At 62.9% G+C, this 26395-nt stretch carries 24 protein-coding genes; 16 read left to right on the forward strand and 8 right to left on the reverse strand.

All coding sequences use genetic code 11. The features are described from left to right. The first annotated feature begins 269 nt into the window (after positions 1-269). The 4 genes from ABD704_RS05410 (at position 270) to ABD704_RS05425 (ending at position 5120) form a co-directional block, all read left to right on the forward strand. A complete protein-coding gene (locus ABD704_RS05410; RefSeq protein WP_344698657.1) occupies positions 270-1346 on the forward strand; it encodes a cell wall hydrolase in 1077 nt (358 codons plus the stop codon). A 123-nt stretch (positions 1347-1469) separates the two neighbouring features. Beyond that, on the forward strand, positions 1470-2057 hold the full coding sequence (locus ABD704_RS05415; RefSeq protein ID WP_344698658.1) for an FkbM family methyltransferase: 588 nt from the start codon (positions 1470-1472) through the stop codon (positions 2055-2057). A gap of 711 nt (positions 2058-2768) precedes the next feature. Further along, positions 2769-3755, forward strand: a complete 987-nt coding sequence (locus tag ABD704_RS05420; RefSeq protein ID WP_344700497.1) for a DUF1996 domain-containing protein — start codon at positions 2769-2771, stop codon at positions 3753-3755. Positions 3756-3905: 150 nt separating this feature from the next. Beyond that, positions 3906-5120 (forward strand): pilus assembly protein TadG-related protein, encoded by a 1215-nt coding sequence (locus ABD704_RS05425; protein WP_344698659.1) that lies wholly within the window; start codon positions 3906-3908, stop codon positions 5118-5120. Here ABD704_RS05425 and ABD704_RS05430 read toward each other — a convergent pair whose 3' ends face one another. Further along, positions 5121-5441 carry a hypothetical protein gene (locus ABD704_RS05430; protein ID WP_344698660.1) on the reverse strand — a complete coding sequence of 107 codons (321 nt, stop codon included), beginning with the start codon at positions 5439-5441 and terminating at the stop codon, positions 5121-5123. A 310-nt stretch (positions 5442-5751) separates the two neighbouring features. On the opposite strand from ABD704_RS05430, the gene ABD704_RS05435 reads away from it, so the two are divergent. From ABD704_RS05435 to ABD704_RS05445, 3 genes are read left to right on the forward strand one after another with little or no spacing between them, the layout of a single operon-like run. Continuing rightward, complete coding sequence (locus ABD704_RS05435; protein ID WP_344698661.1) at positions 5752-7134, forward strand: protein adenylyltransferase SelO family protein; 1383 nt, start codon at positions 5752-5754, stop codon at positions 7132-7134. Beyond that, positions 7118-8593: a succinylglutamate-semialdehyde dehydrogenase gene (gene astD, locus ABD704_RS05440; protein WP_344698662.1), complete on the forward strand. Its 1476-nt coding sequence runs from the start codon at positions 7118-7120 to the stop codon at positions 8591-8593. The genes ABD704_RS05435 and astD overlap by 17 nt, the downstream gene beginning before the upstream one ends. Positions 8594-8653: 60 nt before the next feature. Further along, on the forward strand, positions 8654-10168 hold the full coding sequence (locus ABD704_RS05445; RefSeq protein WP_344698663.1) for a L,D-transpeptidase family protein: 1515 nt from the start codon (positions 8654-8656) through the stop codon (positions 10166-10168). A 58-nt stretch (positions 10169-10226) separates the two neighbouring features. On the opposite strand, the gene ABD704_RS05450 is transcribed toward ABD704_RS05445, so the two are convergent. Beyond that, a complete protein-coding gene (locus tag ABD704_RS05450; protein WP_344698664.1) occupies positions 10227-11714 on the reverse strand; it encodes a replicative DNA helicase in 1488 nt (495 codons plus the stop codon). Positions 11715-11899: 185 nt separating this feature from the next. Here ABD704_RS05450 and dcd point away from each other — a divergent pair, with 185 nt between their 5' ends. Next, the gene (dcd, locus tag ABD704_RS05455; RefSeq protein ID WP_344698665.1) at positions 11900-12454 is read left to right on the forward strand and encodes a dCTP deaminase; all 555 of its coding nucleotides are present in this window, start codon (positions 11900-11902) and stop codon (positions 12452-12454) included. Continuing rightward, complete coding sequence (kynU, locus tag ABD704_RS05460; protein ID WP_344698666.1) at positions 12451-13674, forward strand: kynureninase; 1224 nt, start codon at positions 12451-12453, stop codon at positions 13672-13674. Before dcd ends, kynU begins: the two co-directional genes overlap by 4 nt. Here kynU and ABD704_RS05465 read toward each other — a convergent pair. The 6 genes from ABD704_RS05465 to ABD704_RS05490 form a co-directional block, all read right to left on the reverse strand. Then, positions 13667-14074: a DoxX family protein gene (locus ABD704_RS05465; protein ID WP_344698667.1), complete on the reverse strand. Its 408-nt coding sequence runs from the start codon at positions 14072-14074 to the stop codon at positions 13667-13669. The genes kynU and ABD704_RS05465 overlap by 8 nt on opposite strands. A gap of 62 nt (positions 14075-14136) precedes the next feature. Next, positions 14137-14748 carry an NADPH-dependent FMN reductase gene (locus ABD704_RS05470; protein ID WP_344698668.1) on the reverse strand — a complete coding sequence of 204 codons (612 nt, stop codon included), beginning with the start codon at positions 14746-14748 and terminating at the stop codon, positions 14137-14139. 62 nt (positions 14749-14810) lie between these two features. Further along, positions 14811-17090: a ribonuclease R gene (gene rnr / locus ABD704_RS05475; protein WP_344698669.1), complete on the reverse strand. Its 2280-nt coding sequence runs from the start codon at positions 17088-17090 to the stop codon at positions 14811-14813. A gap of 42 nt (positions 17091-17132) precedes the next feature. After that, positions 17133-18419: a hypothetical protein gene (locus ABD704_RS05480; RefSeq protein WP_344698670.1), complete on the reverse strand. Its 1287-nt coding sequence runs from the start codon at positions 18417-18419 to the stop codon at positions 17133-17135. After that, positions 18416-18679 carry a DksA/TraR family C4-type zinc finger protein gene (locus tag ABD704_RS05485; RefSeq protein ID WP_344700498.1) on the reverse strand — a complete coding sequence of 88 codons (264 nt, stop codon included), beginning with the start codon at positions 18677-18679 and terminating at the stop codon, positions 18416-18418. Before ABD704_RS05485 ends, ABD704_RS05480 begins: the two co-directional genes overlap by 4 nt. Before the next feature lie 36 nt (positions 18680-18715). Next, entirely contained in the window at positions 18716-20104 is a 1389-nt protein-coding gene (locus tag ABD704_RS05490; protein ID WP_344698671.1) for a M20/M25/M40 family metallo-hydrolase, read from the reverse strand. A gap of 101 nt (positions 20105-20205) precedes the next feature. Between ABD704_RS05490 and ABD704_RS05495 the strand changes: the two genes are divergently transcribed. From ABD704_RS05495 to mmsB, 7 genes are all read left to right on the forward strand, one after another. Beyond that, positions 20206-21702 (forward strand): CoA-acylating methylmalonate-semialdehyde dehydrogenase, encoded by a 1497-nt coding sequence (locus ABD704_RS05495; protein ID WP_344700499.1) that lies wholly within the window; start codon positions 20206-20208, stop codon positions 21700-21702. 19 nt (positions 21703-21721) lie between these two features. Next, a complete protein-coding gene (locus tag ABD704_RS05500) occupies positions 21722-22159 on the forward strand; it encodes a hypothetical protein (RefSeq protein ID WP_344698672.1) in 438 nt (145 codons plus the stop codon). Between the two features lie 72 nt (positions 22160-22231). Further along, the gene (locus ABD704_RS05505; protein WP_344698673.1) at positions 22232-22474 is read left to right on the forward strand and encodes a hypothetical protein; all 243 of its coding nucleotides are present in this window, start codon (positions 22232-22234) and stop codon (positions 22472-22474) included. A gap of 43 nt (positions 22475-22517) precedes the next feature. Beyond that, positions 22518-23660 (forward strand): acyl-CoA dehydrogenase family protein, encoded by a 1143-nt coding sequence (locus tag ABD704_RS05510; RefSeq protein ID WP_344698674.1) that lies wholly within the window; start codon positions 22518-22520, stop codon positions 23658-23660. After that, entirely contained in the window at positions 23660-24727 is a 1068-nt protein-coding gene (locus ABD704_RS05515) for an enoyl-CoA hydratase/isomerase family protein (RefSeq protein ID WP_344698675.1), read from the forward strand. Before ABD704_RS05510 ends, ABD704_RS05515 begins: the two co-directional genes overlap by 1 nt. Then, positions 24714-25490, forward strand: a complete 777-nt coding sequence (locus ABD704_RS05520) for an enoyl-CoA hydratase-related protein (protein ID WP_344698676.1) — start codon at positions 24714-24716, stop codon at positions 25488-25490. Before ABD704_RS05515 ends, ABD704_RS05520 begins: the two co-directional genes overlap by 14 nt. Positions 25491-25492: 2 nt before the next feature. Beyond that, on the forward strand, positions 25493-26392 hold the full coding sequence (gene mmsB, locus ABD704_RS05525; RefSeq protein ID WP_344698677.1) for a 3-hydroxyisobutyrate dehydrogenase: 900 nt from the start codon (positions 25493-25495) through the stop codon (positions 26390-26392). Positions 26393-26395 lie beyond the last annotated feature (3 nt).

Below are 26395 nucleotides of genomic sequence, written 5' to 3' on the forward strand. Positions count from 1 at the left end.
TGCTGGCCGGCCCGGTCGCATCAAGCCTCGTCTTCCGGCTAGGGTTTGTTCTTTAATGTTCCGCTAAGGGACAGCGCCAATTGCGAAACCCCTCCCCGCCCCTTTGTTCAATATAGGCTAACTGGTAAAGGGTGAACCGGGTCAGCTGAGGATAGTTTCGCGCACATGAGATTCCTTCGGGCACCCGTTACCGAGAGGCGCCAGTCGTGCGCCCTCGGGAAGGCACGCATCATTCAGTCTTATGCCGCGCTCGCGCGCGAGGGATCGTAATGAGCGTGCATCTTCTCGATCTCGAGCGGCCGCGCCGGTCCGCGCTTCAACGGGCGATCCCTTATGCGTTAGCCATGCTTGCGCTCGCGCTCGCGACCGCCGGCCTTTTCGCCAACGCCAACAAGGTCGAGGACCTGCGCCGCGCGCAGCGGGCCGCCAAGATCGCCAGCTCCACCGGCGAAGCGGTGGCACCCCTAAACGTGGTCAAGCCGCTGACGCCAGAAGAGGCGCTCAAGGCGAACGAGGACCGGCCCTTTGACATCACGCCGGATACCCCGGCCAAGCAATTCCGGCTTATCGCCGATGACGGGAGCCGCGAACGCGCGCTCGAATGCCTTACGCAAGCCGTCTACTACGAAGCGGCAACCGAGGGTATCGACGGTCAGCGAGCAGTTGCCCAGGTCGTCTTGAATCGAATGCGACATCCAGGCTTCCCGTCGACCGTATGCGGCGTGGTGTATCAGGGCTCGAATCTTCCCACCGGTTGCCAGTTCACATTCACGTGCGATGGGGCTCTGATGCGCAATCCCATCCCATCAATCTGGGCCCGGGCCAAGAAAATCGCCTCGCAGGCGCTTGAGGGAAAGGTCTTTGCTGCGGTTGGGCACGCAACCCACTATCATGCCGATTACGTGCTTCCATATTGGGCCGACTCGCTTGCGAAGCAGGTCCAGATCGGGCACCACATCTTCTATCGCCTGCAAGGCAGACTGGGCACTCAGGCGGCGTTTTCGCAGCGCTACGGCGGTAAGGAACCACTGCTAGCGACGGAGCCATCGACGGCGTCCGTGGCAGCTGAGGCCGCGGATCAAGCGCAGGCACTTCTAAATTCCGGTCTAACGACGCCGACTCCGCTTGCGGCAGATGGTGCAGGCATCGCCGGAGGCAACAATCAGCCGAAACAGGTCCTCCTCGCAGATGCAGGCAAAGGCACTCTACTGATCGACGAAGGCGTTCCGCCGCCCTCCGGCACCAAGCGGCGGGCGCGACAAGACTGCAGCGCCCCTTCCGAGAAGCAGATTCGACCGGTAGCGCCTACCGACATGCATGCCGGTAATCCGTTCAGCGATTGCTAGATGCTCTCTCACAGTAAGCTTGGCGTGAAGCGCCTGCTGTCTAAGGCCCTTGGTCGAGAGTTCGTAGCACCCGAGGAGCTTGCCTACCGTCGACTGCAAACGAAAGGCTTTAGGCCGACCTTCATGATCGACGTCGGCGCCTACGAAGGTAATTGGACGCGGCTAGCGCGCCGTGTCTTCGGAGATGTACCGACATTGATGATTGAAGCACAGCTTTCAAAGCGGCCCATCTTGGAAAAGGTGTCTCACGAACTCGCCGACGTCCGTTATGCGCAGGCGCTTCTCAGCAGTGCCAGCGGAGAACGAAGACAATTTTTTGAAATGGAAACGGGATCGTCGATGTTCTCAGAGAATAGCAACGCTCCCCGCACAACTCGCGAATTGAGAACGTGCACGCTCGACGAGCTGGCCGGAGAAGTCCCTCGCGGGGCTTTCCTCAAGATCGACGTTCAAGGCGCGGAGCTCGAGGTTCTCGGCGGCGGTGAGCGGGCCCTCGCGGCCTGTGAGTTGGTCCAGCTCGAAGTCGCTCTTCTGCCTTACAACGAGGGCGCCCCGACCGCGCTCGAAGTCCTAAGCTACATGGCGGAGCGCGATTTTTCGCCTTTTGACATCAGCGGCTTCAGCCGCCCGAACGGCATAGACCTTGCTCAAGTCGACTTCCTGTTCGCACGACCCACCTCGAAGCTGAGGACGCACTTCTTCACCTTCTGAGCGCATTTCTGCGTCGCAACCCGGTTAGAGCGCGCCCTCGCGAGCCATTTCGCGTCTGAGCAGGCGTCAGATTTGAAACAAGATGCCGATTACCGAAGCGGGCATCGGAAGTACTTCGAACAGCACCTTCTATCTGTCTCTGCGGTAAGAGGGACCTCGCCCCTCTGCAACGCGGTGTTTAGACGCGATTGGCTCCCGAAGCGCCTTCGCGGATCGGCCGTTAACCTTCGCGCCACCAAAAGGAATTCAACTGAGAAGGTGACCGTGGCCTTAACGTCTCATTTACCCTATCTTTACGTTGAGAACCCACTCTCGCGGCGAAGAATTCTTGCCGTCTAGAGGACCCATTACATGAGCGACGGATTTCTCGCATTCAAAGGTCTCGCTTGGGGAGCCGCAGCGCTTTTCGTCGGAGCCGCACTCATGCCGTCGGCCACCGGCGGTAAGTTCGATCCCTTGCGGATATCTGCGCGCGCGGAAACCAGCTCCGGCCCGGTTAGAGCCGGCAGTGGGAAGAAAAAGAGCTCGACAACTTCGACCAGCGGCGGGACTCCAACTCCAACTCCAACTCCAACTCCAAGTCCAACGCCAACTCCGACGACAAGCACGACGTCTGCAGGCGGTTTTACGGAATTGACGACGATTCCCTCGGAGTTTCCGACCGCGACGGCGCTTGTGCCGACATGGGGCAGTGGAGCTATCCCACCCAGCATGGGGTCGGACCCCTTAGGCGCGTTCCGGTTCATCTGCGGCGCCGGACCGTTGAAGTACGATGATCCCATCCAGTACCCAGGCCAGCCCGGACGTTCTCACCTCCACCAGTACTACGGAAATACGAGAACGGACGCGTATTCAACTTATGAGTCCTTGCGAGCTTCCGGTGACGGAACCTGCGGTAGCGATGGGAATGGTCACACGCTGAATCGCTCCGCGTACTGGATTCCTGCGATGCTGGACGGCAAGGGTAATGTCGTTCAGCCTGACTTTATAACCATCTATTACAAACGGTTGCCCGACAGCGATAGCCGCTGTCATCCGGAGACGAACACTGCGGCTCTGGGAAAATGCATCGCGTTACCCAATGGGTTGCGTTTCATTTCGGGCTCGAACATGCAGGGCGGTTACCGCCAGGCTCATTTGCCGGCCCACGTCGCGTATGCTTGGCCGTACCGTTATAATTGCGTAACGAGCAATGGCAGCTCAAACAGCGGCAGTGGCTGGTATATGTCACTGGATGAAGCCACGCCAAATTGTGCAGTCGGTGATTCAATTGAGGCAATCGTACAGATGCCTAGCTGTTGGGACGGCAAGAACTTGGATGTGCCTGACCATGGATCGCACGTCGACTACCCCTATAATGGTCGTTGCGACGACGCCCACCCCTTCGTCATACCCGCATTCTTAATCTCGGTCGCATATCGTATCGCGCCGGGCGATGATGCGAGTAAGTGGACACTATCTAGTGATGCGATGGACCCGAGTAAGCCACGAGGTTGGTCGCTCCACGCCGACTGGTTCGGGGCTTGGGATCCGCAGACTTTGGCGACGTGGACCGACAACTGCATCAACAAGCATTTGTCTTGCACGGGCGGCGACTTGGGCAACGGCACTCAAATGAAGGGAGCCATGCAGCCATCGTACGGCTGGACTAACCCGAAACACCTCGTTCCCATTCCCGCCGGCGGCATGGCAATGTGATGAACTGGGCTGAGCCGGTTACGTGCCGGCTCTGCCTCCTTCATGCGGTCCGCACGGACACGAGGTTAAACGCAACAAATGGTGCTTAGACGGTCCTTTCAGAGACACATTCCAGCTCTCTGGCGGCTTGCGGCAGACCGCAGCGGCAACGTGGCGCTCATCGCCGCAGCGGCTTTCCCGTTGCTGATCGGCGCAGCGGGGCTGGCGGTCGATGGCGTTCACTGGGTGCTTCAAAAGCGCGAGGTCCAGGCAGCGACTGACGCGGCGGCAATGGCGGGCGTTTATGGCCTGATCGCGGACGGCGACATGCAGAATGCGGTCAACTCGAGCCTGACCAAGGGCGGCGGAGTTCCTGACAATGCCAGCATCCAGGCGATCGAATCGCCGCCCGGCCATGAAGCCGATCCGTTCGCGGTGACCGTCCGGGTAACGATCCCGGCTAAGACTACCTTCGCATCGATGTTCATGAAGACGGTGCCGACGATCACGGCCGAGGCCACGGCAAGTGTCGTCGAGAACGGCAAATATTGTTCATTCGCACTGGGCGACATGGATGACGACGCCGGCGTTGTCGTCCGTCCGAACTCGAAAGTCGACATGGAGTGCGGCGTCACCACGAACGCTACCGGCGCCAAGGCAATACAGGCCGACAGTTCGTCCAGCCTCAAGGCGGCGGACATCCGCGCTTACGGCGGCATCGACATGACTTCAATCTCGGGCTCACGCACGCGCGCACATGCCCTTGCGCAAGAGGACCCGCTTGCGAACAGCGACCCGCCGCAGGTGCCAAACACCGGTTGTCCGCAGATCACGGCAAACCCCGACGCCGCCAACCTCACCGGCGGCAAGCTCGTGCTCGAGCCGGGGTGCTACGCTACCATGTACCTTAACGGACCGGTTTTCCTGCAGGACGGCGAATACATTCTCAACAAGGGCAATTTCGTCGTTGGTCCTCAAGGCCACGTCGAATGCAGTGCCTGCACCATCTTTCTCACCAGCGAGACGGCCGGAACCGATGGCGCGTCGATCGGCAAGGTGAAGATCTCCAGCGACGCGACTGTAAAGATGCATGCGACCCGGGAAGGCCCAAACCAGGGCATTCTCTTTTATCAGGACCGGCATGCGGCCCGCGACCTGCCCGGCGATGAGAACCACATCGGCGGCGGCAGCTTCACCGAACTCGAAGGTCTCATCTATTTCCCATCCGAAACGGTTTACGTCGATGGGAACATGAGCCCGAACCTGCAGTGCACGCGCTTCATCGCTCGGCGCCTCATCTTTGCGGGGACGGTTTACGTCAGCAAGTCGTGCGACGGTCTCGACAAGGTCACCTTCATGGCGACGGAAGTGCGGCTGCTAAGCTGATCAAGACGTCACGAGCCGGGCGACGGCTTTTTCGACCTGAGACATGATCCGATGAATTTCCGTGTTTATCTCGCTGAGTTCCGCCACCAGGTCGGCGGCGGTGATGCGCGGCCCTGACGACTCCGAACGGACGAGGCTTCGGAGCGCTTCCAACGGCGCACTATTTGTCAGGCTTTCCGAATTCGAATCATAGGGTGCGGAGCGCTCAAACGGCACATTTGCCCCAATCGTGCCTGCAAGGTCCGCCCGATTCAGATCCGCAGCAGCAAAGCTAGGCGCTGTGCGGCCGTCGAGCAGCGAGTAATGGGCCGCAGCTGTCAAAGCGGCGTCGGCCGCTCTCGGCGTGACAATGTCGAGCCGCGCCCCGCGAGAACGTGCGGCAGTTCGTGCCTTAGCGCCATCAAAGCCTCTGTACCCCACGCGCATTTGCGGTTGGCGGCCCCTCGATTTGCTTCCCCCACGCACACCGACGGCGATCCGCGTCGCGACTCGCTGTTAAACTTCTGTTTACGTGCCAGCGCTACCCGCTTCAAGATGGGCCGCATTGCGCGCGCTTTTCCAAGGCTCTAGGCACAAGCCGAGATGAGGAAGCGCTGCGGTTGGAACCTCCAGTCGCCCGAGGAGCTTGGCGGTGACGACTTACCGGCCTGACCCCAAGATCTTGACGCTCGGATCGGAGTTCTATGATCCCGTTTCGCCGGCCGAGTTCCCAAAGACGATCCCTCGCTTTCTCAACGAGCGATGGGCGGAGCGTGTCGGTCTCGGCGGCCGCGACGCGGCTGCGTGGGCATCGAACTTTTGCCGATTCGAGCCACTTCCCGACAATCTGACCGAACCGCTCGCCCTTCGTTATCACGGTCACCAGTTTCGCGTTTACAACCCGGACATCGGAGATGGCCGCGGGTTCCTGTTCGCGCAGCTGCGCGACAATGACGAACGCCTTCTCGATCTCGGGACCAAGGGGTCAGGTCAAACTCCCTACAGCCGTCACGCCGACGGTCGGCTGACCCTTAAAGGCGCTGTCCGCGAAGTCCTGGCTACCGAAATGCTCGAGGCGCTCGGCGTGCCGACGTCAAAGACCTTCGCAGTCTTCGAAACCGGCGAAGCGCTTGAACGTGGCGATGAGCCCTCGCCCACCCGTTCAGCAGTTCTAACCCGCTTAAGTCACGGGAACGTTCGCATCGGCACGTTCCAGCGTCTAGCCTTCTTCGGCCAGGCCGAGAACATCCGAATGCTCGTCCGATACTGCCTTGAGAATCTCTATGGCGAGCCTGCAGTGGAAGATGCGGAAAACGCGCTGCGCTATTTTGACCTCGCCAGTTCCGCAACCGCGACGCTTGCCGCCTCCTATCTTGCCGCTGGCTTCGTCCATGGCGTCCTCAACAGCGACAATATCAATGTCACCGGCGAGAGCTTCGACTATGGCCCCTGGCGGTTCACGCCGGACTGGGACCCCGAATTCACCGCTGCCTACTTCGACCATTACGGTCTTTATACTTTCGGACGCCAGCCGGAGGCGATCCACTGGGACCTCGCCCAACTTGCCGGCTGCCTGTCGATCGTGGCGGACGGCCCAGCACTTTCCGGCATTCTTGCGTCATGGAGCGGGCGCTTCGAGGCTGCGCTGACGCAGGCCATGCTGCGCCGCCTCGGCGTCCGACCAGCCTACGAGGCCGACGATCGCCGCCTAGCCGGCGCACTTATCCGGGCGCTAGCGACCAAGGAAGCGTCGATCGATCGGATCTTTTTTGACTGGCGCGGCGGGAGAGATCCGGGCGCCGACCGTTATCCGTCCGACAAATTTCGCGAATTTGCACAACGACTGGAAGGAAGAGCAACGCCCCAAACGCACCCATATTGGTCGGACGATAACCCCTGCTCGATGCAAATCGACGAGGTCGAAACCATATGGTCGGCAATCGCTGAACGCGATGACTGGAAGCCGTTAACAGACAAGGTTACAGCAGTCCGGCGGATGGGCGAAGCAATGCAACAAGATGCACGGGCAGCTTGACGAGCGGCGCGACGTCGCCGACCGCTCGTCTGTGAGCGGCAACCTGATCTCGTTTAACCCTGCCACGGGTGAAGAGATGTGGTCGGGATCGATCGGTGACGCGGCGACCGAGGTCGCAGCGGCACGCGCTGCCTGGCCGGCCTGGGCTGCGCATTCGGTCGCCTATCGGATCGAAGCGCTCCGCCGATTTGCCAATGTCGTGCGAAGAAAAGAGCCCGAATTTGCCGAACTCATCGCGCGTGAGACCGGCAAGCCCATGTGGGAAGCGCGAACGGAAGTCGGCGCAGTCGTCAACAAGGTTGATATTTCAATCGATGCCTATGCCGAGCGGACGCCGCAGCGGAAGATGGAAGCCGCGCTCGGTAACCGGATTGCCGTCCGCCATAAGCCGCATGGCGTCATTGCGGTGCTTGGACCCTACAATTTCCCGGCGCACTTACCGAATGGACATATCGTCCCGGCGCTGATTGCCGGCAATGCGGTTGTCTTCAAACCTTCTGAAAAGACGCCCGCGGTCGGCGAGTTTCTGGTCCATTGCTTCCATGAAGCGAAGATCCCGGAGGGGGTTGTCCGCCTTTTGCTCGGCGGCCCCGATCAAGGTCGTGCGCTCGCCGGGGAACCGGGTATCGACGGGCTCCTTTTCACAGGCTCCGCGCGAGCGGGCCAGTCGTTGCATCGCCAGTTCGCCGAGACCCCGCAGAAGATCCTCGCGCTCGAACTCGGAGGGAACAACCCGCTCGTCGTTTGGAACGCCAAGGACATTGACGCCACGGCGGTCATGGTCGTCCAGTCTGCATACCTTACCGCCGGCCAGCGCTGCACCGCCGCCCGCCGCCTGATCGTCGAAGAAGGGCAAGAGAGCGAGCTGATCGAAGCGATCCAGAAGATCATCGACCGGATGATCGTCGACCAGCCGTTCGCCGATCCGCAGCCATTCATGGGCCCCGTCATCGATCTTGCCGCCGCCGATAATGTGCAGGAACAATGGCTTGGCCTAATGATGAAGGGGGGGAAGCCGCTTCGCCGCCTGGACCGGCCGGTGAAGGATCTGCCTTTCCTGACACCCGGCCTGATCGACGTGACGACGGTGCGGGATCGTCCCGACGAGGAAATCTTTGGCCCGGTCCTGCAGGTTATCCGTGTCGCCGACTTCGACGCCGCGATCACTGAGGCCAACAATACGCGGTTCGGTCTTGCCGCCAGCCTTATCGGCGGAAGCCCGGACCTGTACGACAAGTTCTGGGCCAACGTCCGCGCGGGCGTCATCAACCGCAACAAGCCCACCAACGGCGCTCCCTCGAACGCGCCGTTCGGCGGTGTCGGGCTCAGCGGCAATCATCGCCCCAGCGCCTTCTACGCCGCCGATTACTGCGCCTATCCGGTAACCAGCAGCGAGGCCGACCGGCCACGCGCGGCGATCGGAGAAGGCTTGCGCGATCCCAGCATGCAGGAAGACTGAGCCGGTCCCGCTACGGAACGGCTGTGGATCGCTTTTGCGAACCGCCGCGTTCAGGCACTCGTGAAAATCAGGTACCGCGTCGGCAAGGCGCTCATTCTTGCCCTGTGCAGCGTTTCGTTCGCCTCCTGTGACCGGCTCCCGTTCGCGGGCAATCAAGCCGACAGCAGCGCTCTTCAATCCAGCGTCACCGATTCGCAGGCGCGCGCCTTCTATACCGCGCGCCAATGGAAAGACGCGTGGGACAAGAAGGCTGAGAAGCAGCTGTTGGAGATCATCGCCGGTGCCCCTGCGAATGGCCTCAAGCCCGACCTTTTCCTAAAGGAACCGCTGCCGAGCGGCGCTGCCGAGCGCGAAGCGGCATTGACCACTGCGGCTCTCAAATATGCCTCTGCCCTCGCGAGCGGCTACGCCGATCCGAAGAAGATCGCGGAGGTCTACACCATTCCACGCGCCAAAGCCGACGTCGCAGCGGGGCTAGCCAAGGCGCTTGAGGGCAATGACTTGAAAACCTGGTTCGCGTCGCTGCCACCGCAGACCGACGAGTATCGAGCGCTCAGCGAGGCGCATCTTCGCTACCTCAAGCAAGCCGCGCAGGTCAGGCCGCTGCCGATTCCCGATGGAAAACCGATCAAGCCGGGGAAGCGCGACCCTCGTGCGGAGGGAGTCGGCGCTGCCCTGAACGCCATCGGCTATTTGCCTACGTCGCAAGTGAACAGGCATCGGACCAGTATCTATGACCGCGCGCTGGTAGACGGCGTGAAACGGCTGCAGTCGGACTTCGGGATGAAGGCGGACGGCGTCGTCGGGCCCGACACGCTGGATATCCTCAACCTCGGCCCAGCGGGCATGGCGCGGCAAATCGCGATCAATATGGAGCGCCTGCGCTGGCTCGAGCGCGATCCTCCAAAGACGCGGATAGACGTCAACACGGCCGCCGCATTTCTCGATTATTGGCGCGACGGCGATCATCAGGATCGCCGCAACGTCGTCCCCGGTGAACCCGACAAGCAAACGCCGCAGCTCCAGGCCCCGTTCAAGCAACTTGTCGCCAACCCGAAGTGGCGCGTGCCGGATTCGATCGCGGCGAAGGAGATGGCAGACAAAAGTCAGGTCTGGCTCCAGGAGAACAATTTCGCGGTCGAAAATGACCGTTACGTCCAGCAGTCAGGTCCCAAGAATTCACTTGGCCTCGTCAAGTTCGACATGGAGGACGCACAGCAGATCTACCTTCATGACACGCCTGCCAAGGCGCTGTTCGACCTGCCCGAGCGCCATCGCAGCCACGGCTGCGTCCGAGTTCAGAATGCTCTGCAGTTCGCGGCCATGCTGACGAACCAGGATGGCGTTTTCGATAAGTTCCAAGAGGCGCTGACGAGCGGTGAGGAGAAATGGGTCAGGCTGAAGACCGAAATCCCCGTCCGCCTGCTGTATCACACCGCCTTCTTAGACAGCGGGCGAATTCAGTTTCGGCCGGACGTTTACGGCTGGGATGACGATGTCGCCATGGCCCTCGGCCTCGTGCGCGGTGGTACCCGCGGGCCGCTGCAACAGCAGGACAAGGACGTCGGCCCGTAAATAAACTGAGGGCGCCGACTCCCACATCGGCGCCCTCAACCCCCCACCCCAGGCTCGGCTAGCTTCGCATCTCCGGCAGATAATGATCGTCGGCGGCGTCGCTGAACTTCGTGATTCTCGCGTCGAACTTCATGCGCACGGTCCCTGTCGCACCATGGCGCTGCTTCGCAACGATGAGATCAGCGCGGCCGTAAATCCGGTCCATTTCCTCTCGCCACTGCGCAATGTCCGGATGGTCGTCGTCGGGCTTCTTGGCCGCCAGATAATAGTCGCCGCGATAGACGAACCAGACCATGTCGGCGTCCTGCTCGATCGAGCCCGATTCACGAAGGTCGGACAGCTGCGGCCGCTTGTCCTCCCGCTGCTCCACCGCACGGCTGAGCTGTGACAGCGCGAGTACCGGGAGGTCCAGCTCCTTGGCCAGTTGCTTTAGGCCCCGGCTGATCTCGGAAATTTCCTGCACGCGATTGTCGTTGGAGCCACGGCTGCTTCCCTGCAGCAGCTGGAGGTAGTCGACCACGACAAGGCCGATCCCTTTCTGTCGCTTCAGCCGTCGTGCCCGTGCGCGCAAAGCCGCGATCGTCAGGCCGGGGGTGTCGTCGATGTAGAGCGGCAGGCTCTGCAACTCGGCCGCCGCGCGCGCCAGCTGTCGAAACTCCTGCTGGCTAATCTTTCCCATGCGCAGGTTTTCGGAGCTGATGCCCGATTCTTCCGCGAGGATGCGGGTCGCCAGCTGGTCCGACGACATTTCGAGGCTGAAGAAGGCAACGGGCGCACCGCCTGACTTTGCGGCCTCGATCCCCTCCGCGGCATCGCGGGCGAACCGCAGCGCCGCCGCGAAGGCGATGTTCGTCGCAAGCGACGTCTTGCCCATGCCCGGGCGGCCGGCGAGGATGATCAAGTCGGATTTGTGAAGACCGCCAACCTTGGCATTAATCCCTTCAAGGCCGCTGGTGATGCCAGAGAGGTGCCCACCGCTGTTGAGAGCGCGCTCGGCCATCGCGAGCGCTTCCTTGGTGGCGTCCGAGAACGACTTTGCCTTGCCCTCGGCTCCCCCTTCTTCCGCCACCTTGTACAGTTCGGATTCGGCGCGCTCGATTTGAGCGAGGGGGGCAACGTCCTCACTCGTGTCGAGCGCGCCTTCAACCAGGTCGCGGCCAACGCCGACAAGCGCTCGAAGCAACGCCAGATCATAGATCTGTTGCGCGAAGTCCCGGGCCCCGATCACCGCGGCGCCCGACCCGGTCAATTGGGCCAGATAAGCAGGTCCGCCGACCTCCTTAATCGATTCGTCGGATTCAAACAAAGGCCGAAGCGTCACCGGGTTCGCGACACGGTTGTTGTCGGTCATCCGCAGGACCGCTTCGTAGATGCGCCCGTGGAGAGGTTCGAAGAAGTGGTGCGGCTTGAGCTTGAGTTGGACGTCCTCGACCAGCCGGTTGTCGATCATCAATGCGCCGAGCAGCGCCGCCTCCGCTTCGACGTTTTGCGGGAGAGAAGGAACAGCCGGTTCAACCGGTTCAGCGATACGCACGACTTCAGCCATGAGTGGTCCCCTACGCCTGTGCGGGCCCCACACCCAAGCGGAACATATGTAGCACGATTGTGGATAGCTTGTGCACGAATCTGGCGCGTGTCCGAAGGAAGTCCCGGAAACGCGAAACAGCCGTCATCCACAGAAATAATCCGGCGCAAATTGAAGCGTTCGAAACGTCCCGTTAGGCCCTCCGTATGGCGATTTTGTCCGACCGCTGGATTCGCGAGCAGGCGCAGGCGCACGCCATGATCGAACCGTTCGTGGAAGCGCAGCGGCGCGAGGGTTGCATCAGCTACGGGCTGTCGTCCTACGGCTACGACGCGCGGGTGGCGGACGAGTTCAAGATCTTCACCAACGTCGACTCGGCGACGGTCGATCCAAAGGACTTCGCGTCCAACAGCTTCGTCGACCGCCAGACCGACGTCTGCATCATCCCGCCCAACAGCTTCGCGCTGGCGCGGACGGTCGAATATTTCCGCGTGCCCCGCGACGTGCTCGTCATCTGCCTTGGCAAGTCGACCTACGCGCGCTGCGGGATCATCGTGAACGTGACACCGCTGGAGCCCGGATGGGAAGGTCATGTGACCCTGGAATTCTCCAACACCACGCCGCTCCCCGCCAAGGTCTACGCCAACGAGGGCGCGTGCCAGTTCCTGTTCCTGCAGGGCAATGAGCCGTGCGAGGTGAGCTACGCCGACCGCGCCGGCAAATATATGGGACAGAAGGGCGTCACCCTTCCCAAGCTGTGACGCTCGAGGACGCCGAGAAGCTCGACGCCGCTGATCCACTCGCGTTTGCGCGCGCGCGGTTCCGGTTGCCTGAGGGCGTTATCTACCTGGATGGCAATTCGCTAGGGGCGCTTCCTGCGACGGCGCAGGCTGCACTGGTCAACACGGTGGAGCACCAGTGGGGCGACGACCTCATCACCAGCTGGACCAAGCACGATTGGATCGACTGGCCGACAAAGATCGCGGCCAAGCTCGCTCCTATCGTCGGCGCGAAGCCGAGCGAGTTGCTGATCGCGGATTCGACCAGCGTCTGCCTGTTCAAGCTGCTTGCCGCGGCGGTGCAGGCACGGCCAGGCCGGCGCACGATCCTGTCGCAAGAACGGAATTTCCCCACCGACCTCTACGTCGCGCACGGGTTGTGCGAGATGGTAGGGCTGAAGCTGCGGACGGTGGCGCCAAGCGCGGTGCTCGACGCGATCGACGACGACACTGCCGTCGTGTCGCTCACCCACGTCGATTACCGCGGCGCCTCCTCCTACGACATGCGCGACATCAATGATGCCGGCCATGCGCAGGGAGCTCTGGTCTTGTGGGACCTCTCGCACAGTGCTGGTGCAGTCCAGCTCGATCTCGATGGAGCCGGCTGCGATCTCGCGGTCGGATGCGGTTACAAATATCTGAACGGCGGCCCGGGTGCGCCTGCATTCCTGTTCGTCGCCGAACGCCTGCAGGACGAACTGCGCTCGCCGCTGCAAGGCTGGATGGGCCATGCCGAACCCTTCGCCTTCGATGACGATTTCCGCCCGGCGACCGGCATCGGCCGCTTCCTGACCGGCACGCCGTCGATCCTTGCGCTTGCGGCACTGGATGCCGGGCTCGACACGTTCGAAGGCATTGCCATGGCCGACGTCGAGGCCAAGTCGCGCGCGCTTTCGCAGCTCTTCATCGACGAGGTCGAGGCCCGGTGCGGCAGTGAAGTCCGCCTCGCCTCCCCGCGCGACCCGGCAATCCGTGCAAGCCATGTCGTCTTCGCGTATGCCGATGGGTACGCGGTGATGCAGGCCCTGATTGCGCGCGGCGTCATCGGCGACTTCCGCGCGCCGGATCTCATGCGATTCGGCTTTACGCCGCTCTACAACGGCTTCGCCGACGTCTTCAACGCGGCTCAAATTCTTGCCGACATCCTCGGCTCACGCCAGTGGGATCAGCCGCGCTTCAGGACCCGCGCTAAAGTCACCTGATCGGCGCGTTCCGCGTCCGTGCCCCGTCAACGCTCCACGCGCCCGGGCCAGCCGCGGCGAGGTAGAGGAAGATGAAGCAAAACAGGATGGCCGCTTCGCCCTGGTTCGCGACCGGCCAAAAGCCCTTGGAAAAATGCATCATAAAATAGCCAATCGCCATTTCACCCGACGCGATAAAAGCGGAGAGGCGCGTCAGCAGACCGACGGTGATCAAGATGCCGGCTAGCAGCTCAATGACACCGGCCGCCACCAGGATCGTCGGGAGCGGGCCTGGAATCTGAAAGGGGATCGGGAACGCGAAGAATTTCACCGTCGCATGCTCGATGAACAGCAGGCCCGCGACGATCCGCAAAAGGGCGAGCAGCTGCGGCTGCCAACGCGAAAGCCAGTTCAGTTCCACTTCGCAGTCTCCCGATGATGTCTCGGGAATTTAGCGACTGGCTGAATCGGCTGAAAGAAGGATCATGCATGTTCCTTTTGCTTGGCGGCGTGCGCCGCATCTTCCGCCAGCAGCTGGCGGGACCGGTGGATCATCACGACCCAGTCGTGAAACGCATGAGCCAGTTTGGTGACGAGGTCCTTCAACGGCCCGTCTTTCAGGCACCCACTCTCGTCGAATGAGTCGTCGGTGACATGGCCGAGATAGGCCTCGGGCTGCGCCATGACCGGCATGTTAAGGAACACCGCCGCCTGGCGAATCTGGTGGTTAGCGCCGAAGCCACCGATGCTCCCGGGTGAGACCGTGACGATGGCCGCCGGCTTCTTGTCGAAGGCGCTCTGGCCATAAGGCCGCGATCCGACGTCGATCGCATTCTTGAGCACCCCAGGAATGCCCCGATTATATTCCGGGCTGACGAACAGCACGCCATCAGCCTCGGCGATCTGCCTGCGGAAGCGGACATATTGCTCGGGCGGGTTCGCGTCGTGATCCTGGTTGTACAGCGGCAGATCGCCAATCTCGATCATCGAGCAGTCGAGATCGTCGCCTCGGATGCCGCAGATCGAGCGCGCCACCTTGCGGTTGATGCTACCCTCACGAAGGCTGCCGACGATGATCGCGATCTTGTAGGGCATGGGTCGTTCTCCTGGCTCGCGCTCCCAATACGCTTGAAGCGAGAAGGTTGCGATGGCGAGGCTTAGCGCCGCCGCGACTGGTGACGGATATTCGGCGGCCGGCCGCGTTTCGATGTCGTACGCGCGCGGTCCTTGCGTGGAGGAGCGGATCGGCCGCCGTAGCTTCCTTCGGGCAGCTCGTAGCGAAGCGACCCGGACACGGGATTGGCCTCGGCCAGACGTAAGGTCAGCCGCTGCCCGGTGCGGTAGGTTTCACCGCTTTCCTCGCCGACCAGCTGTTTTGCGGCTTCGTCGTAGCGGAAATATTCCTGCCCGAGGTCGCGGGCGAGGACGAGGCCGTCGCCGCCCAGGTCTTCGACAGTCGCGAAAAACCCGAACGGCTGCACGCCGGTAATGCGGCATTCGACGAGCTGACCGACCTGGTCGGCCAGGTATGCGGCGACATAGCGATCGACCGTCTCCCGCTCCGCATCCATCGCGCGGCGCTCGAGCATCGAGATCTGCTCGCCGATCTGTTCGAACCTTTCCTCGTCCCCCTGCGGCAGCGCGCCGTCACCGAGCCGGTATGCCTTCACCAGCGCGCGGTGAACGAGCAGGTCGGCGTAGCGGCGGATTGGCGAGGTGAAGTGCGCATAGGTCGCGAGCGCCAGCCCGAAATGCCCGAGCCTCTCCGGCCCATAGCGCGCCTGCATCTGCGAGCGGAGCAGTTGCTCCATGATCTCCTCGCGCCCGTCCGCGTCGCCGACGCGCTCGATGACGCGGTTGAACGTCCCCGGCTTGATCACTTGGCCGAGCGAAAAATCGACCCCGAACGTCTTCAGATAATCCTTGAGAGCCACCAGCTTCTCGCGACTCGGCGCCTCGTGGACCCGGTACATAACAGGCAATTTCTTCGCCTCCAGCGCGCGCGCCGCCGCTACGTTGGCAGCGATCATGAAGTCCTCGACCAACCGGTGCGCGTCGAGCCGGTCGCGCGGAGCGATCGAGGTGATGCGGCCTTTCTCGTCGAGCATCACGCGGCGCTCGGGAATGTCGAGCTCAAGCGGATCGCGCTTTTGGCGGGCGGCGAAGAGCGCACGCCAACAGCTCCAAAGAGGCTTCAGCGCCGTCTCGACCAGTTCAGCCGGCACCCGGCCTTCGATCGGCGGCATCGAGCAGGTTGGCGATGACACCTCGACGCGCTCCTCCCCAGCTGCATCGATAGCCGCCTGCGCATCCTCATAGGCAACGTTTGCTGCTACACAAATCTTCGCTCGCGTGAAACGCCATTTTTTGATCGCGCCGTCCTTGGCGATTGTCATGTGGCAGGCCATCGCCGCGCGAACCTGCCCTTCCTTCAGCGAGCAGATGTCCGCCGAGAGCTCTTCCGGCAGCATCGGCACAACGCGGTCGGGGAAGTAAACGCTGTTACCCCGTGCCCGCGCTTCCTTGTCCAGTTCCGACCCCGTTCGGACGTAGAAGCTGACGTCGGCTATCGCGACGATCGCCTTCCACCCGCCGGGATTATCGGAATCGTCGTCGCGCGCCGCCCAGATGGCGTCGTCGTGATCCCGCGCATCTTCCGGATCAATAGCGACGATCGGCAAATGCGTCAGGTCCTCGCGCTCACCGAGCGGCAGTTTCGCCACGCGATGCGCTTCGTCGATGGCCTCCTTGTCGAACTCCGCGCGTAGGCCGTGCTTGTGGATGGCAATCAGGCTGAAACTGCGCGGCGCGAACGGGTCGCCGAGCACCGCATCGACGCGCGCACTCACGCGCGGCGGGCGGCCGGTGACCTCGCACAGAACGAGGTCGCCCACTGCGGCGTCCTTGAGGTCGCTAATGAACAGCTCCCGCCGTTCCTTCTTGTCGACCGGCGACAGCCAGTAGCGGTCGCCCTCCTTCTTCACTACGCCGAGGCTGAGTTCCGCCGAGCGGGCCAGCTTCTTCATCGGATGCGCGACGAAGCCCTGCCCTCTCTCTTCGGTCCGGCACAGCACGCGGTCACCGATGCCGAGCGCACCGCGCCGCCCGCGCTCCAGCACCCGCAGCTTGGGCGGCGGCGTTTCGGCATGCCATTGCTCCGGCACTGCCCACACCGTTCCGCTGTCGTCGACCTCAGCGACACGGAGCACTGTCACCTTCGGCACTCCGCCCGACTGGTGAAAGGCACGGCCCGGCGAGCTGTCGATCAGCCCTTCGTCCGCCATGTCCTTGAGCAGCCGCTTAAGATCGATCTTCATCTGGCCCGACAGGCCGAAGGCGCGCGCGATCTCGCGCTTGCCCGCCGGCTGGTCGGAGGAGGCGATGAAGTCGAGGATCTGTTTGCGGCTGGGAAGTCCGGCGGATTGCTTGCGGGCCATGATCAGCCCCTAAACGCTGGAACGGCGGGAAGCGACCACTCGCTACCGAACGCCGTTGTTCGCGATGACCGCGTCGATTTCGCGGACGCGGGCGATGAAACGTGGATCGTCGACGCCGCCGTAGCGCTGAATGAACTGCGGATTCGTCAGGCTTTCCTCGCGGACGGTCAGTTCGCGAGGAAGCAGTTGCTCAGGCCTCGCCCTAGCGAGTTGCTGCGCCATTTGCGCTGCCCGCTCAGGATCCGCCGCGGCGCGCGCGGTCTGAAAGCCCGACCGGTCGGCGCCGAGGTCGGTCATCGAAAAGCCGCTCGGATCGCCGGCGGCAAATTGCGACTGCTTGGCGAGGCTGTCGGACAGCTCCTTCCACTCACCGACGGCTTCGCTGAGCTGCACGCCAGCACCGACGGCGATGGCGGCTGACAGGGTCCAGTGCTTCGGCCAATCGTACCGGCCGTAAATCGATGCAGGGACCGGGCTGATCCGGCACTTGGCGATGTCATCGCGGGCCGTTTCGACGAAGTCGCCGACGCGGTCGCTGACCAGCATCATGCCGAGCGCCACGAAGCGCGCCCGGTTGAAGCCCGGCAAGCTCGCTCCCGCCGGATCGACCGAGAAGGCGCGCCGCACCTGCTCGGCGAAGTCGCTGCTAGGCTCCTTCTTCTGTCGCGCGGATAGCTCGCAATAGACTTTGACCACCTGCGAACTGTCGATGTCCTGCGAAATGGCACCGGCCATCTGGTCGACCAGTCCCATCTTGCCGGGCAGGCTGACCACCGCGCTGACGGTGCCGCCTTTCACCGAGAAGTCGTGCACCATCCCGTCGAGGGGCGGAACTTCGGTACGGCGCTTCACGTACCAGCGGCCGATCTCCAAAGCCCAGCGGCTGAGCATCGGCGGAAGGGTCCATTCTCCCACCTTCAATCTGGTCGACGGAAAGCCTTTGCCCGATGCAGTCGCGACGATCACCACGTTGAGCCACCGCTTCATCGGCAATTGATGGCTGGCATCTACGCGCAGTTCGGAACCGATGATCCCAAGGCGCAGCCGGTCGGGGCGAAAGCCATGGCTGGCGATGGCGCCGAGGCCGGCAAGTTGCGCCTGTCCCAGCGAGATGAGTTGGCCCTGCTTGTTCCCGCGCGCGTCGCGCAGCTGCCAATAGGCCTGACGGCCCGCGCCGGCGTCCTCGGCAGTCGGCGCCGCCGGTTGCGGAATGGATGGTGCGGCGCTAGTCACCGTGAACCACAGCACCAGCATGACGCTGAGCAGCGAGACGAGAGCAACCAGCAGGTTTGCGCGCCTCCCCGGCCGCGCGGGTGCTGCATCGGTCAACGCAGCTGGCTATCCTTGCTACCGCGGCGGTTGATGGTCGAATGGACCACCGCCTTGTCGCGCTCGGACTGGCAGGCGACGCAGGTGCGCACGCCCGGCAGCGCCTCGCGGCGGCGCTTGGGGATCGGCTCGCAGCAATCGTCGCATTCCTCGGCGCTCTCGCCCTGGGGCGTCATTGCGCGGGCACGGAGGATCGCGTCTTTCACCGTATCTTCGATCTGGTCCTGAACCGCGCCGTCGCGCGTCCAACCGCCGGCCATGTCATTCTCCTCGGCCGCTGAACGCACGGGAACGCGTCAGGGCTTCTTCTCGGGGGCAATATAGGGCTTGAACGCCCCGCCCGGAACAGCCGAGGCGACAGGGCTCTCCCAGCCGTCCTTGCTGACCGAAGAAACGCCGAACACCCAGTCATCCACGCGGATGTGGCGGAGAGTACATTCCATTGGACCCCTTGGAGCGCCCAAGCCTCGGACCCCCCCCTCGCAGAAGCTGCTATCAGTATAGGCGGCAAGTTGATGCTCCCAATTGGAGCTGTCGGTCCTACGCCATTTAATTATCCAGTGACCCGCACTAGGCATTTCGAACCAGCTGACTTTCGTATCCGTGCTCACGGCCCCCTCCACCTTCGGCTCAGGCGGCGGTGGCGCACTCGCAATCGTGATGAGCGCCGCGACGTTCAGCTTGGTCATCTTGGCGAGGTAAGCGAAGTCGACATGGTCGATCGTGTCGCCGTAGCGCTTGCCCTTTTCGGCCCTGAGGTCCTGGTGCTGCCAGTCGTAATTTTCGACAGCGACGCTGATCCGCGCGGCCGGATAGCCCATCTCCAGGAACGGAATATGGTCGCCGCCGCGGCTGAAGCGATCGGTGCGCCAAATCTGCCGCACGTCGAGCCCGATCTTCAGCCGGTCTGCCAGGCTGTCTAGGAAGCGCGAGATATTGCGCGACGGGCTGTCATTCTCCCCGCCGAGGCTGTGCACCGACTTCGACAACTCCGCCTCGCCCTGGGACCGCGGCCCTTCGGACAGCACCCGCGCATGCGTGGAATCGCACACACCATCCGACGAGCATGAATTGCCGATGATATCGTTGTTGAGGACGGTGACGACGTTCCAGCCCTGCGCCTTCGCGTAATTCGCCAGCACCTTGCCGCCCATCAACCCCTGCTCTTCGCCCGATAGCGCGGCATAGACGATTGTCCCCGGGAACTTGCGCTTCGACAGCACTCGCGCTGCCTCGATCACCGCAGCCACGCCCGACCCATCGTCATTGGCGCCCGGCGCGTCCGACGTGAAATTCATGACGTCCGTGACCCGGCTGTCGATATGTCCCTGGATAATGACGACATCGTCAGGGCGCTCCGTCCCCCGCTGGATCGCGACCATGTCGCAAATGCGCGTTGGCGTGGGCACGCGCTGGTTCGTCATCGTCTCGCACTGGCGAACCGTCGGGAGGCCGAAGCTCTTGAACTTCCTTTCCGTCCAGTTAAGCGCTGCGCCGATTCCGCGCTTGGGGTCGGTTTGCGACGACAAGGTGTGCCGGGTGCCGAAGCTCACCAGCGCCTCGATCGTCTTCTTCATCTCCACCCCGCTGACCGGCGAGATGATCGACCGCAGCTTGGCATCGATGGAGGGAGGCGGCGCCGCGCCGATCGTGAGCAGGGCCAGCACAGCAGCAAATCGACGCATCACGACTCTCCCAGAAGACGCGTCGGCAACTGGCACTTGGCTGTCCGCAGGTCTAGGGGAGCCGCAACTTCGAAACAGCAAAATCAGGACGCGTAACCATGATTCGCAGCATCGACCATTTCATCGGCGGTTCCAGCTTCGCTTCGGGCGAGCGCCAGGGCGAGGTCTTCGACCCTAATCAGGGCCAGGTGCAGGCCCACGTCCGCCTCGGCACTGCCGCCGATCTTCAAAAGGCCATCGATGCTGCGAAGGAAGCGCAGCCGGGCTGGGCTGCGACCAATCCCCAGCGCCGCGCCCGCGTCATGTTCAAGTTCAAGGAGCTGGTCGAGCGCCACATGGACGAGCTAGCCCACGCGCTCTCGTCCGAGCACGGCAAGGTCATCGCCGACGCCAAGGGCGACGTGCAGCGCGGCCTCGAGGTCATCGAATTTTGCTGCGGCATCCCGCAGTCACTAAAGGGTGAGTACACCGTCGGCGCCGGTCCCGGCATCGACGTCTATTCGATGCGGCAGCCGCTCGGCATCGGCGCAGGCATCACGCCGTTCAACTTCCCCGCCATGATCCCGATGTGGATGTTCGGCATGGCAATCGCCTGCGGCAACGCCTTCATCCTCAAACCTTCCGAGCGCGACCCTACCGTCCCTGTGCGCCTTGCCGAGCTGATGAAGGAAGCCGGGCTCCCCGACGGTGTGCTGAACGTCGTCCACGGCGACAAGGAGATGGTCGATGCGATCCTCGACCATCCTGACATCGCGGCCGTCAGCTTCGTCGGTTCGTCCGATATCGCGCAGTACATCTATTCGCGCGGTACGGCGCACAACAAGCGCGTACAGGCGTTCGGCGGCGCCAAGAACCACGGCATCGTCATGCCTGACGCAGACCTCGACCAGGTCGTTAACGATCTCGCCGGCGCCGCCTTCGGCTCGGCGGGCGAACGCTGCATGGCGCTGCCGGTCGTCGTTCCGGTCGGCGAGGAGACCGCCGATCGCCTTCGTGAGAAGCTGATCCCGGCCATCAACAGCCTGCGCGTGGGCGTCTCCACCGACCCAGAGGCGCATTACGGCCCAGTCGTCAGCAAGGTGCACCGCGAGCGCATCGAAGGCTATATCCAGATGGGCATCGACGAAGGCGCCGAGCTGGTCGTCGACGGCCGCGGCTTCTCGCTTCAGGGTCACGAAGAAGGCTTCTTCATCGGCCCGACCCTGTTCGACCACGTCAAGCCGAGCATGAAGAGCTACCAGGACGAAATCTTCGGCCCGGTGCTGCAGATCGTCCGCGCCGCCGACTTCGAGGAGGCCGTGCGCCTGCCGTCAGAGCATGATTATGGCAACGGCGTCGCCATCTTCACCCGCAACGGCCACGCGGCGCGCGAATTCACGGCGCGCGTCAATGTCGGCATGGTGGGCGTGAACGTCCCGATCCCGGTTCCGGTCAGCTACCACAGCTTCGGCGGCTGGAAGCGCTCGGGCTTCGGCGACATCGGCCAGTATGGCATGGAAGGCCTCCGCTTCTGGACCAAGAACAAGGTCGTGACGCAGCGCTGGCCGGACGGCGGCGCGCACGGGGAGAGCGCGTTCATCATTCCAACGATGGGGTAGGACACCAAAGGGGGGCGATATGATTCTGATGACGCTGGCGGCGACGGCAATGGCGCAGTGGACCGGGCCGAGGACGGTCGAATACATGGGCCCGGGCTATTATTGCGGCGGCGGCTACGCGATCCACCTGACTCGCGGAGAGCGGGCGCTGGTCCTGCCGCAAGGTCACGGACCGCAGGCAACGCGGCTCGTGCTATCGCAGGGCGAGGTCAACATCCTCACCGGAGTGAGGACATCGCCCGGCAGGATCGTTCAGCATTACGGCGGCAGCGCGGTGACAGAGGAGACCGAGGGCGGCGGAGTCGCTTACCTCGTCTCCGACGAGACGCCTTATGGCCTGCGGATCCTGAGCAACGCATTCCACGGCTATAAGAAGGACCGCTGGTTCTTCGACAAGGCGGAATTCGCGAGCAACGCAGATCATATGGTGAGCTGCCTCTCCGCCTACAGCAATTAGGCCGAACGCCTTCGCGAACGGATACTGCCGTCCGCCGAAGCGTTCGGTCAGCATATCGGTTCGGAGGATGCAATGCGCGCCGCGTTCAAGCTGTTGATCCTTGCCATGTCGGCAGGCGCAGTCGTCGCCTGCCACAAGGCGGAAACGCCGCCGCAGGATCAGAATATCGTGATCGACGACGGCAACATTCCCGCCAATGCCGACATCGAAACCCTGCCCGCTGACGAAAGCAGCGGGACGACCGCGAACGAGCTCGCCAACGGCGATGACAGTGCCGACGTCAACGACCTCAACGCCTCCTCCAATGCAGATTGAACGATTGCTTGAACGTTCAGTCGCGCGCTAGAGCGCCGGCGAAATGAGCCAATTCGACCTTACTGACGACCAGCTCCAGATCCAGGAGATGGCGCGCAAGTTCACTGCCGACGCCATCACGCCCTTCGCGGCGGAATGGGACCAAAAGCACATCTTCCCGCGCGACACGATTCGCGAGGCAGCCGAACTCGGCTTCGGATCGATCTATGTCGCGGAAGAAAGCGGCGGGATCGGGCTCGGAAGGCTCGACGCCGCCCTGATTTTCGAAGCGATGTCGTACGGCTGCCCGTCCACCAGCGCCTTCATCTCGATTCATAACATGGCGAGCTGGATGATCGACCGCTTCGGTTCGGCCGAGGTGAAGCAGAAGTATTTGCCGTCGATGATCACGATGGAGAAGATCGGCAGCTATTGCCTGACCGAGCCTTCGTCTGGCTCCGACGCAGCGGCTCTAAAGACGAAGGCGGTGCTCGACGGAGACCACTACGTCGTCTCGGGCTCCAAGGCGTTTATCTCAGGCGGCGGCGAGAACGAGGTCTATGTGACCATGGTCCGCACCGGCGAGGAAGGGCCAAAAGGCATTTCCTGCCTCGTCATCGACAAGGACATGAAGGGCGTCAGCTTCGGTGCCCAGGAAAAGAAGCTCGGCTGGCATTCGCAGCCGACGGCACAGGTCAATTTCGACGAGGTCCGCGTGCCGGTCGCCAACCGCGTCGGCGGCGAGGGCGAAGGCTTCCGCATCGCTATGATGGGCCTTGACGGCGGGCGGCTCAACATCGGGGCCTGCTCGCTAGGCGGCGCGCAACGCTGCCTCGACGAGGCGATTCGCTACACGAAGGAGCGCAGGCAGTTCGGTACGCCGATCGCCGATTTCCAGGCGACGCAATTCACGCTTGCCGATATGGAAACAGAGCTCGAAGCTGCGCGCTACCTGCTTTACGTGGCGGCGGCCAAGGTCACCGCCAACGCGCCCGACAAGACTAAGTTCGCGGCAATGGCGAAGCGCCTCGCCACCGATACAGGCTCCTCCGTCGTCGATCGCGCGCTACAGCTGCACGGCGGCTACGGCTACCTTCAGGATTATCCGATCGAGCGTTTCTGGCGTGACCTTCGCGTCCATTCGATTCTCGAAGGCACCAATCAGGTTATGCGCGTCATCGTCAGCCGCGACCTACTTCGCCAATAATGACCGACGACGTTCTTATCTCGACCCAGGACAGGGTCGGCCGCATCCGCCTCAATCGGCCGAAAGCGATTCACGCGCTGACGACCGGCATGTGCGAGAAGATGAGCGAGGCACTGCTCGGCTGGCGATCCAATGACGAGGTCGAGGCGGTCGTCATCGACCATGCCGAGGGCCGCGGCTTCTGCGCCGGCGGTGACGTCGTCATGCTCGCCCGCAGCGGCGACTATGACGCGGAAGAAGCGAAAGAATTCTTCTTCGCCGAATATCGGCTCAACCACCTGCTGTTAACTTATCGCAAGCCGACCGTCGCGATCATGGATGGCATCACGATGGGCGGCGGCGTCGGCATTTCGATGCCCTGCACCTTCCGCGTCGCCACCGAGAACACGCGCTTCGCCATGCCGGAAACGGGGATCGGCCTGTTTCCCGACGTCGGCGGCGGATGGTACCTTCCACGCCTACCCGGCCGCGTGGGCGAGTTCATGGCACTGACGGGCGCGCGTCTCGACGGCGCCGAATGCCACTATTTGGGCCTTGCCACGCACTATGTGGAGCAGGCGTCGCTCGCCGACATGATAGATCGCATCGCCACCACGCCGCAGCGCGTGCAGGGGCCGATCGGCGCTTTCGCCGCGACGCCGCCCGACACGAAGATCGCAGCCAACCTTCCCAACATCACCAAGTTGTTCGCCTCCGACCGGCTGGAAGACGTGCTTGCCGCGCTGGAAGCAGACGGGAGCGACTGGGCGACGACGGAGCTCGCGACGCTAAGAACCAAAAGCCCGCTTTCATGTAAGGTATCGCTCCGCCTGCTCGCCGAGGGGGCCAGGCGCGAGGACTTTGCCGACGAGATGCGGGCCGAATACGCGCTCGCGGGTCGCGTGGTGCGCACGCACGACTTCCGCGAAGGCGTCCGTGCGCTGCTGATCGACAAGGATAATGCACCGCAGTGGGATCCGCCGACGCCCGAAGAGGTAACCGACGAGATGCTCGACGTGCTCTTCGCGCCGCTTCCGGAATCGGAGGCCTGGACGCCCTTCCCGGAGACCGAGAATGAGCGAGTATAATACTATCCTGGTTGAACAACGGGGGGCGATTACGCTCGTCAAGCTCAATCGCCCGCAGGCGCTGAACGCGCTCAACCGCGAGGTGGAGAAGGACATCCGGGCGGCGTTCGCGGCCTATGATGCCGATCCGTCGCAGCGCTGCCTGGTGCTGACCGGTTCTGAAAAAGCCTTCGCCGCCGGCGCGGACATCAAGGAGATGCAGCCGCAGGGCTTCGCCGAGATGTACCTCCCCGACTGGTTCGGCGGTTGGGAGCATGTCAGCGCCACCCGCAAGCCGTGGATCGCCGCGGTCGCCGGCTATGCGCTCGGCGGCGGCTGCGAGCTGGCGATGATCGCGGACATCATCATTGCTGCCGATACGGCGAAGTTCGGACAGCCGGAAATCAAACTTGGTGTCACGCCCGGCATCGGCGGCTCCCAGCGCCTGACTCTGGCGGTCGGCAAGGCCAAGGCGATGGAGATGTGCCTGACCGGCCGCATGATGGGCGCCGAGGAAGCCGAACGCTCAGGCCTCGTCGCCAAGGTCGTCCCAGCGGCCGACCTGGTAGAAGAAGCGATGAAAACCGCCGAAGCCATCGCAGCCATGCCGCCCGTTGCCGCCATCGCGGTCAAGGAAATGGTCAACGCCGCGTTCGAAATGCCGCTCGCCCAAGGCCTTCGCTTCGAGCGTCGCCTTTTCCACGGTCTGTTCGGCACCGAAGACCAGAAGGAAGGCATGAACGCCTTCGCCGAGAAACGCCCCGGCAACTGGAAGGGACGCTAAGCATGGCCAAGATCGCATTCATCGGGCTCGGCCACATGGGCGGCGGAATGGCGCCCAACCTCGCCAAGGCGGGGCATGAAGTCCGCGCCTTCGACCTGGTGCCGGAAGCGGTCGTGCGGGCGAAAGAGGGCGGCTGCTCGACCGCCGCATCGGCCGCGGACGCGGTGAACAACGCGGACGTCGTCATCACCATGCTTCCGGCCGCGCAGCATGTGCGCGGGGTCTATGAGAATGATGTCGCGCCAAACGCCAAGGCCGGCGCGCTGCTCATCGATTGCTCTACCATCGACGTCGACAGCGCGCGGGAGGTTGGCGAGAAGTTGAAGGCTCAAGGCTTCGAGTTCGTGGACGCGCCGGTCTCCGGCGGAATCGCTGCGGCGGCTTCCGGCAACCTCACCTTGATGGTCGGCGGTACGGATGCGGAATTCGAAAAGGCCAAGCCCTTTCTCGAACCAATGGCCAAGGCCGTCATTCACGCCGGTCAGTTGGGTGCGGGTCAGGCGGCGAAGATCTGCAACAACATGATCCTCGGCGCTACGATGGTCGCGACATGTGAGGCGTTCGTGCTCGCGCAGAAGCTCGGCCTCGACCCAAAAGTATTCTTTGACATTTCGTCGAAGGCATCCGGCCAGAGCTGGTCGATGACGAGCTATGCGCCGGTGCCGGGCGTCGGGCCCGACACGCCGGCCGACCACGATTATGAGGGCGGGTTCGCGGCCGCGCTGATGCTCAAGGACCTGAAGCTCGCTGCTGATGCGGCAGGAAGCGTGGGCGCCTACACGCCGATGGGCGCGGAAGCCGAAGAGCTCTACCAGCGCTTCGTCGATCGCGGTGGCGGCGGCAAGGATTTCTCCGGCATCATCAAGATGCTCGATGATAGTTGGAAAGTGCCGACCGAGTGAAGG

Source organism: Sphingomonas limnosediminicola (assembly GCF_039537965.1).
GTDB classification, from domain to species: domain Bacteria; phylum Pseudomonadota; class Alphaproteobacteria; order Sphingomonadales; family Sphingomonadaceae; genus Sphingomicrobium; species Sphingomicrobium limnosediminicola.

Excerpts from the sequence above, each read along its gene's own strand:
- rnr (WP_344698669.1), bottom strand. The coding sequence starts at position 17,090 with ATGGCCCGCAAGCAATCCGCCGGACTTCCCAGCCGCAAACAGATCCTC.
- ABD704_RS05505 (WP_344698673.1), top strand. The coding sequence starts at position 22,232 with ATGCGCGCCGCGTTCAAGCTGTTGATCCTTGCCATGTCGGCAGGCGCA.
- astD (WP_344698662.1), top strand. The coding sequence starts at position 7,118 with ATGCACGGGCAGCTTGACGAGCGGCGCGACGTCGCCGACCGCTCGTCT.
- ABD704_RS05490 (WP_344698671.1), bottom strand. The coding sequence starts at position 20,104 with ATGCGTCGATTTGCTGCTGTGCTGGCCCTGCTCACGATCGGCGCGGCG.
- ABD704_RS05500 (WP_344698672.1), top strand. The coding sequence starts at position 21,722 with ATGATTCTGATGACGCTGGCGGCGACGGCAATGGCGCAGTGGACCGGG.
- ABD704_RS05485 (WP_344700498.1), bottom strand. The coding sequence starts at position 18,679 with ATGGCCGGCGGTTGGACGCGCGACGGCGCGGTTCAGGACCAGATCGAA.
- ABD704_RS05515 (WP_344698675.1), top strand. The coding sequence starts at position 23,660 with ATGACCGACGACGTTCTTATCTCGACCCAGGACAGGGTCGGCCGCATC.
- ABD704_RS05510 (WP_344698674.1), top strand. The coding sequence starts at position 22,518 with ATGAGCCAATTCGACCTTACTGACGACCAGCTCCAGATCCAGGAGATG.
- ABD704_RS05450 (WP_344698664.1), bottom strand. The coding sequence starts at position 11,714 with ATGGCTGAAGTCGTGCGTATCGCTGAACCGGTTGAACCGGCTGTTCCT.
- dcd (WP_344698665.1), top strand. The coding sequence starts at position 11,900 with ATGGCGATTTTGTCCGACCGCTGGATTCGCGAGCAGGCGCAGGCGCAC.
- ABD704_RS05420 (WP_344700497.1), top strand. The coding sequence starts at position 2,769 with ATGGGGTCGGACCCCTTAGGCGCGTTCCGGTTCATCTGCGGCGCCGGA.
- ABD704_RS05415 (WP_344698658.1), top strand. The coding sequence starts at position 1,470 with ATGATCGACGTCGGCGCCTACGAAGGTAATTGGACGCGGCTAGCGCGC.
- mmsB (WP_344698677.1), top strand. The coding sequence starts at position 25,493 with ATGGCCAAGATCGCATTCATCGGGCTCGGCCACATGGGCGGCGGAATG.
- ABD704_RS05520 (WP_344698676.1), top strand. The coding sequence starts at position 24,714 with ATGAGCGAGTATAATACTATCCTGGTTGAACAACGGGGGGCGATTACG.
- ABD704_RS05410 (WP_344698657.1), top strand. The coding sequence starts at position 270 with ATGAGCGTGCATCTTCTCGATCTCGAGCGGCCGCGCCGGTCCGCGCTT.
- ABD704_RS05470 (WP_344698668.1), bottom strand. The coding sequence starts at position 14,748 with ATGCCCTACAAGATCGCGATCATCGTCGGCAGCCTTCGTGAGGGTAGC.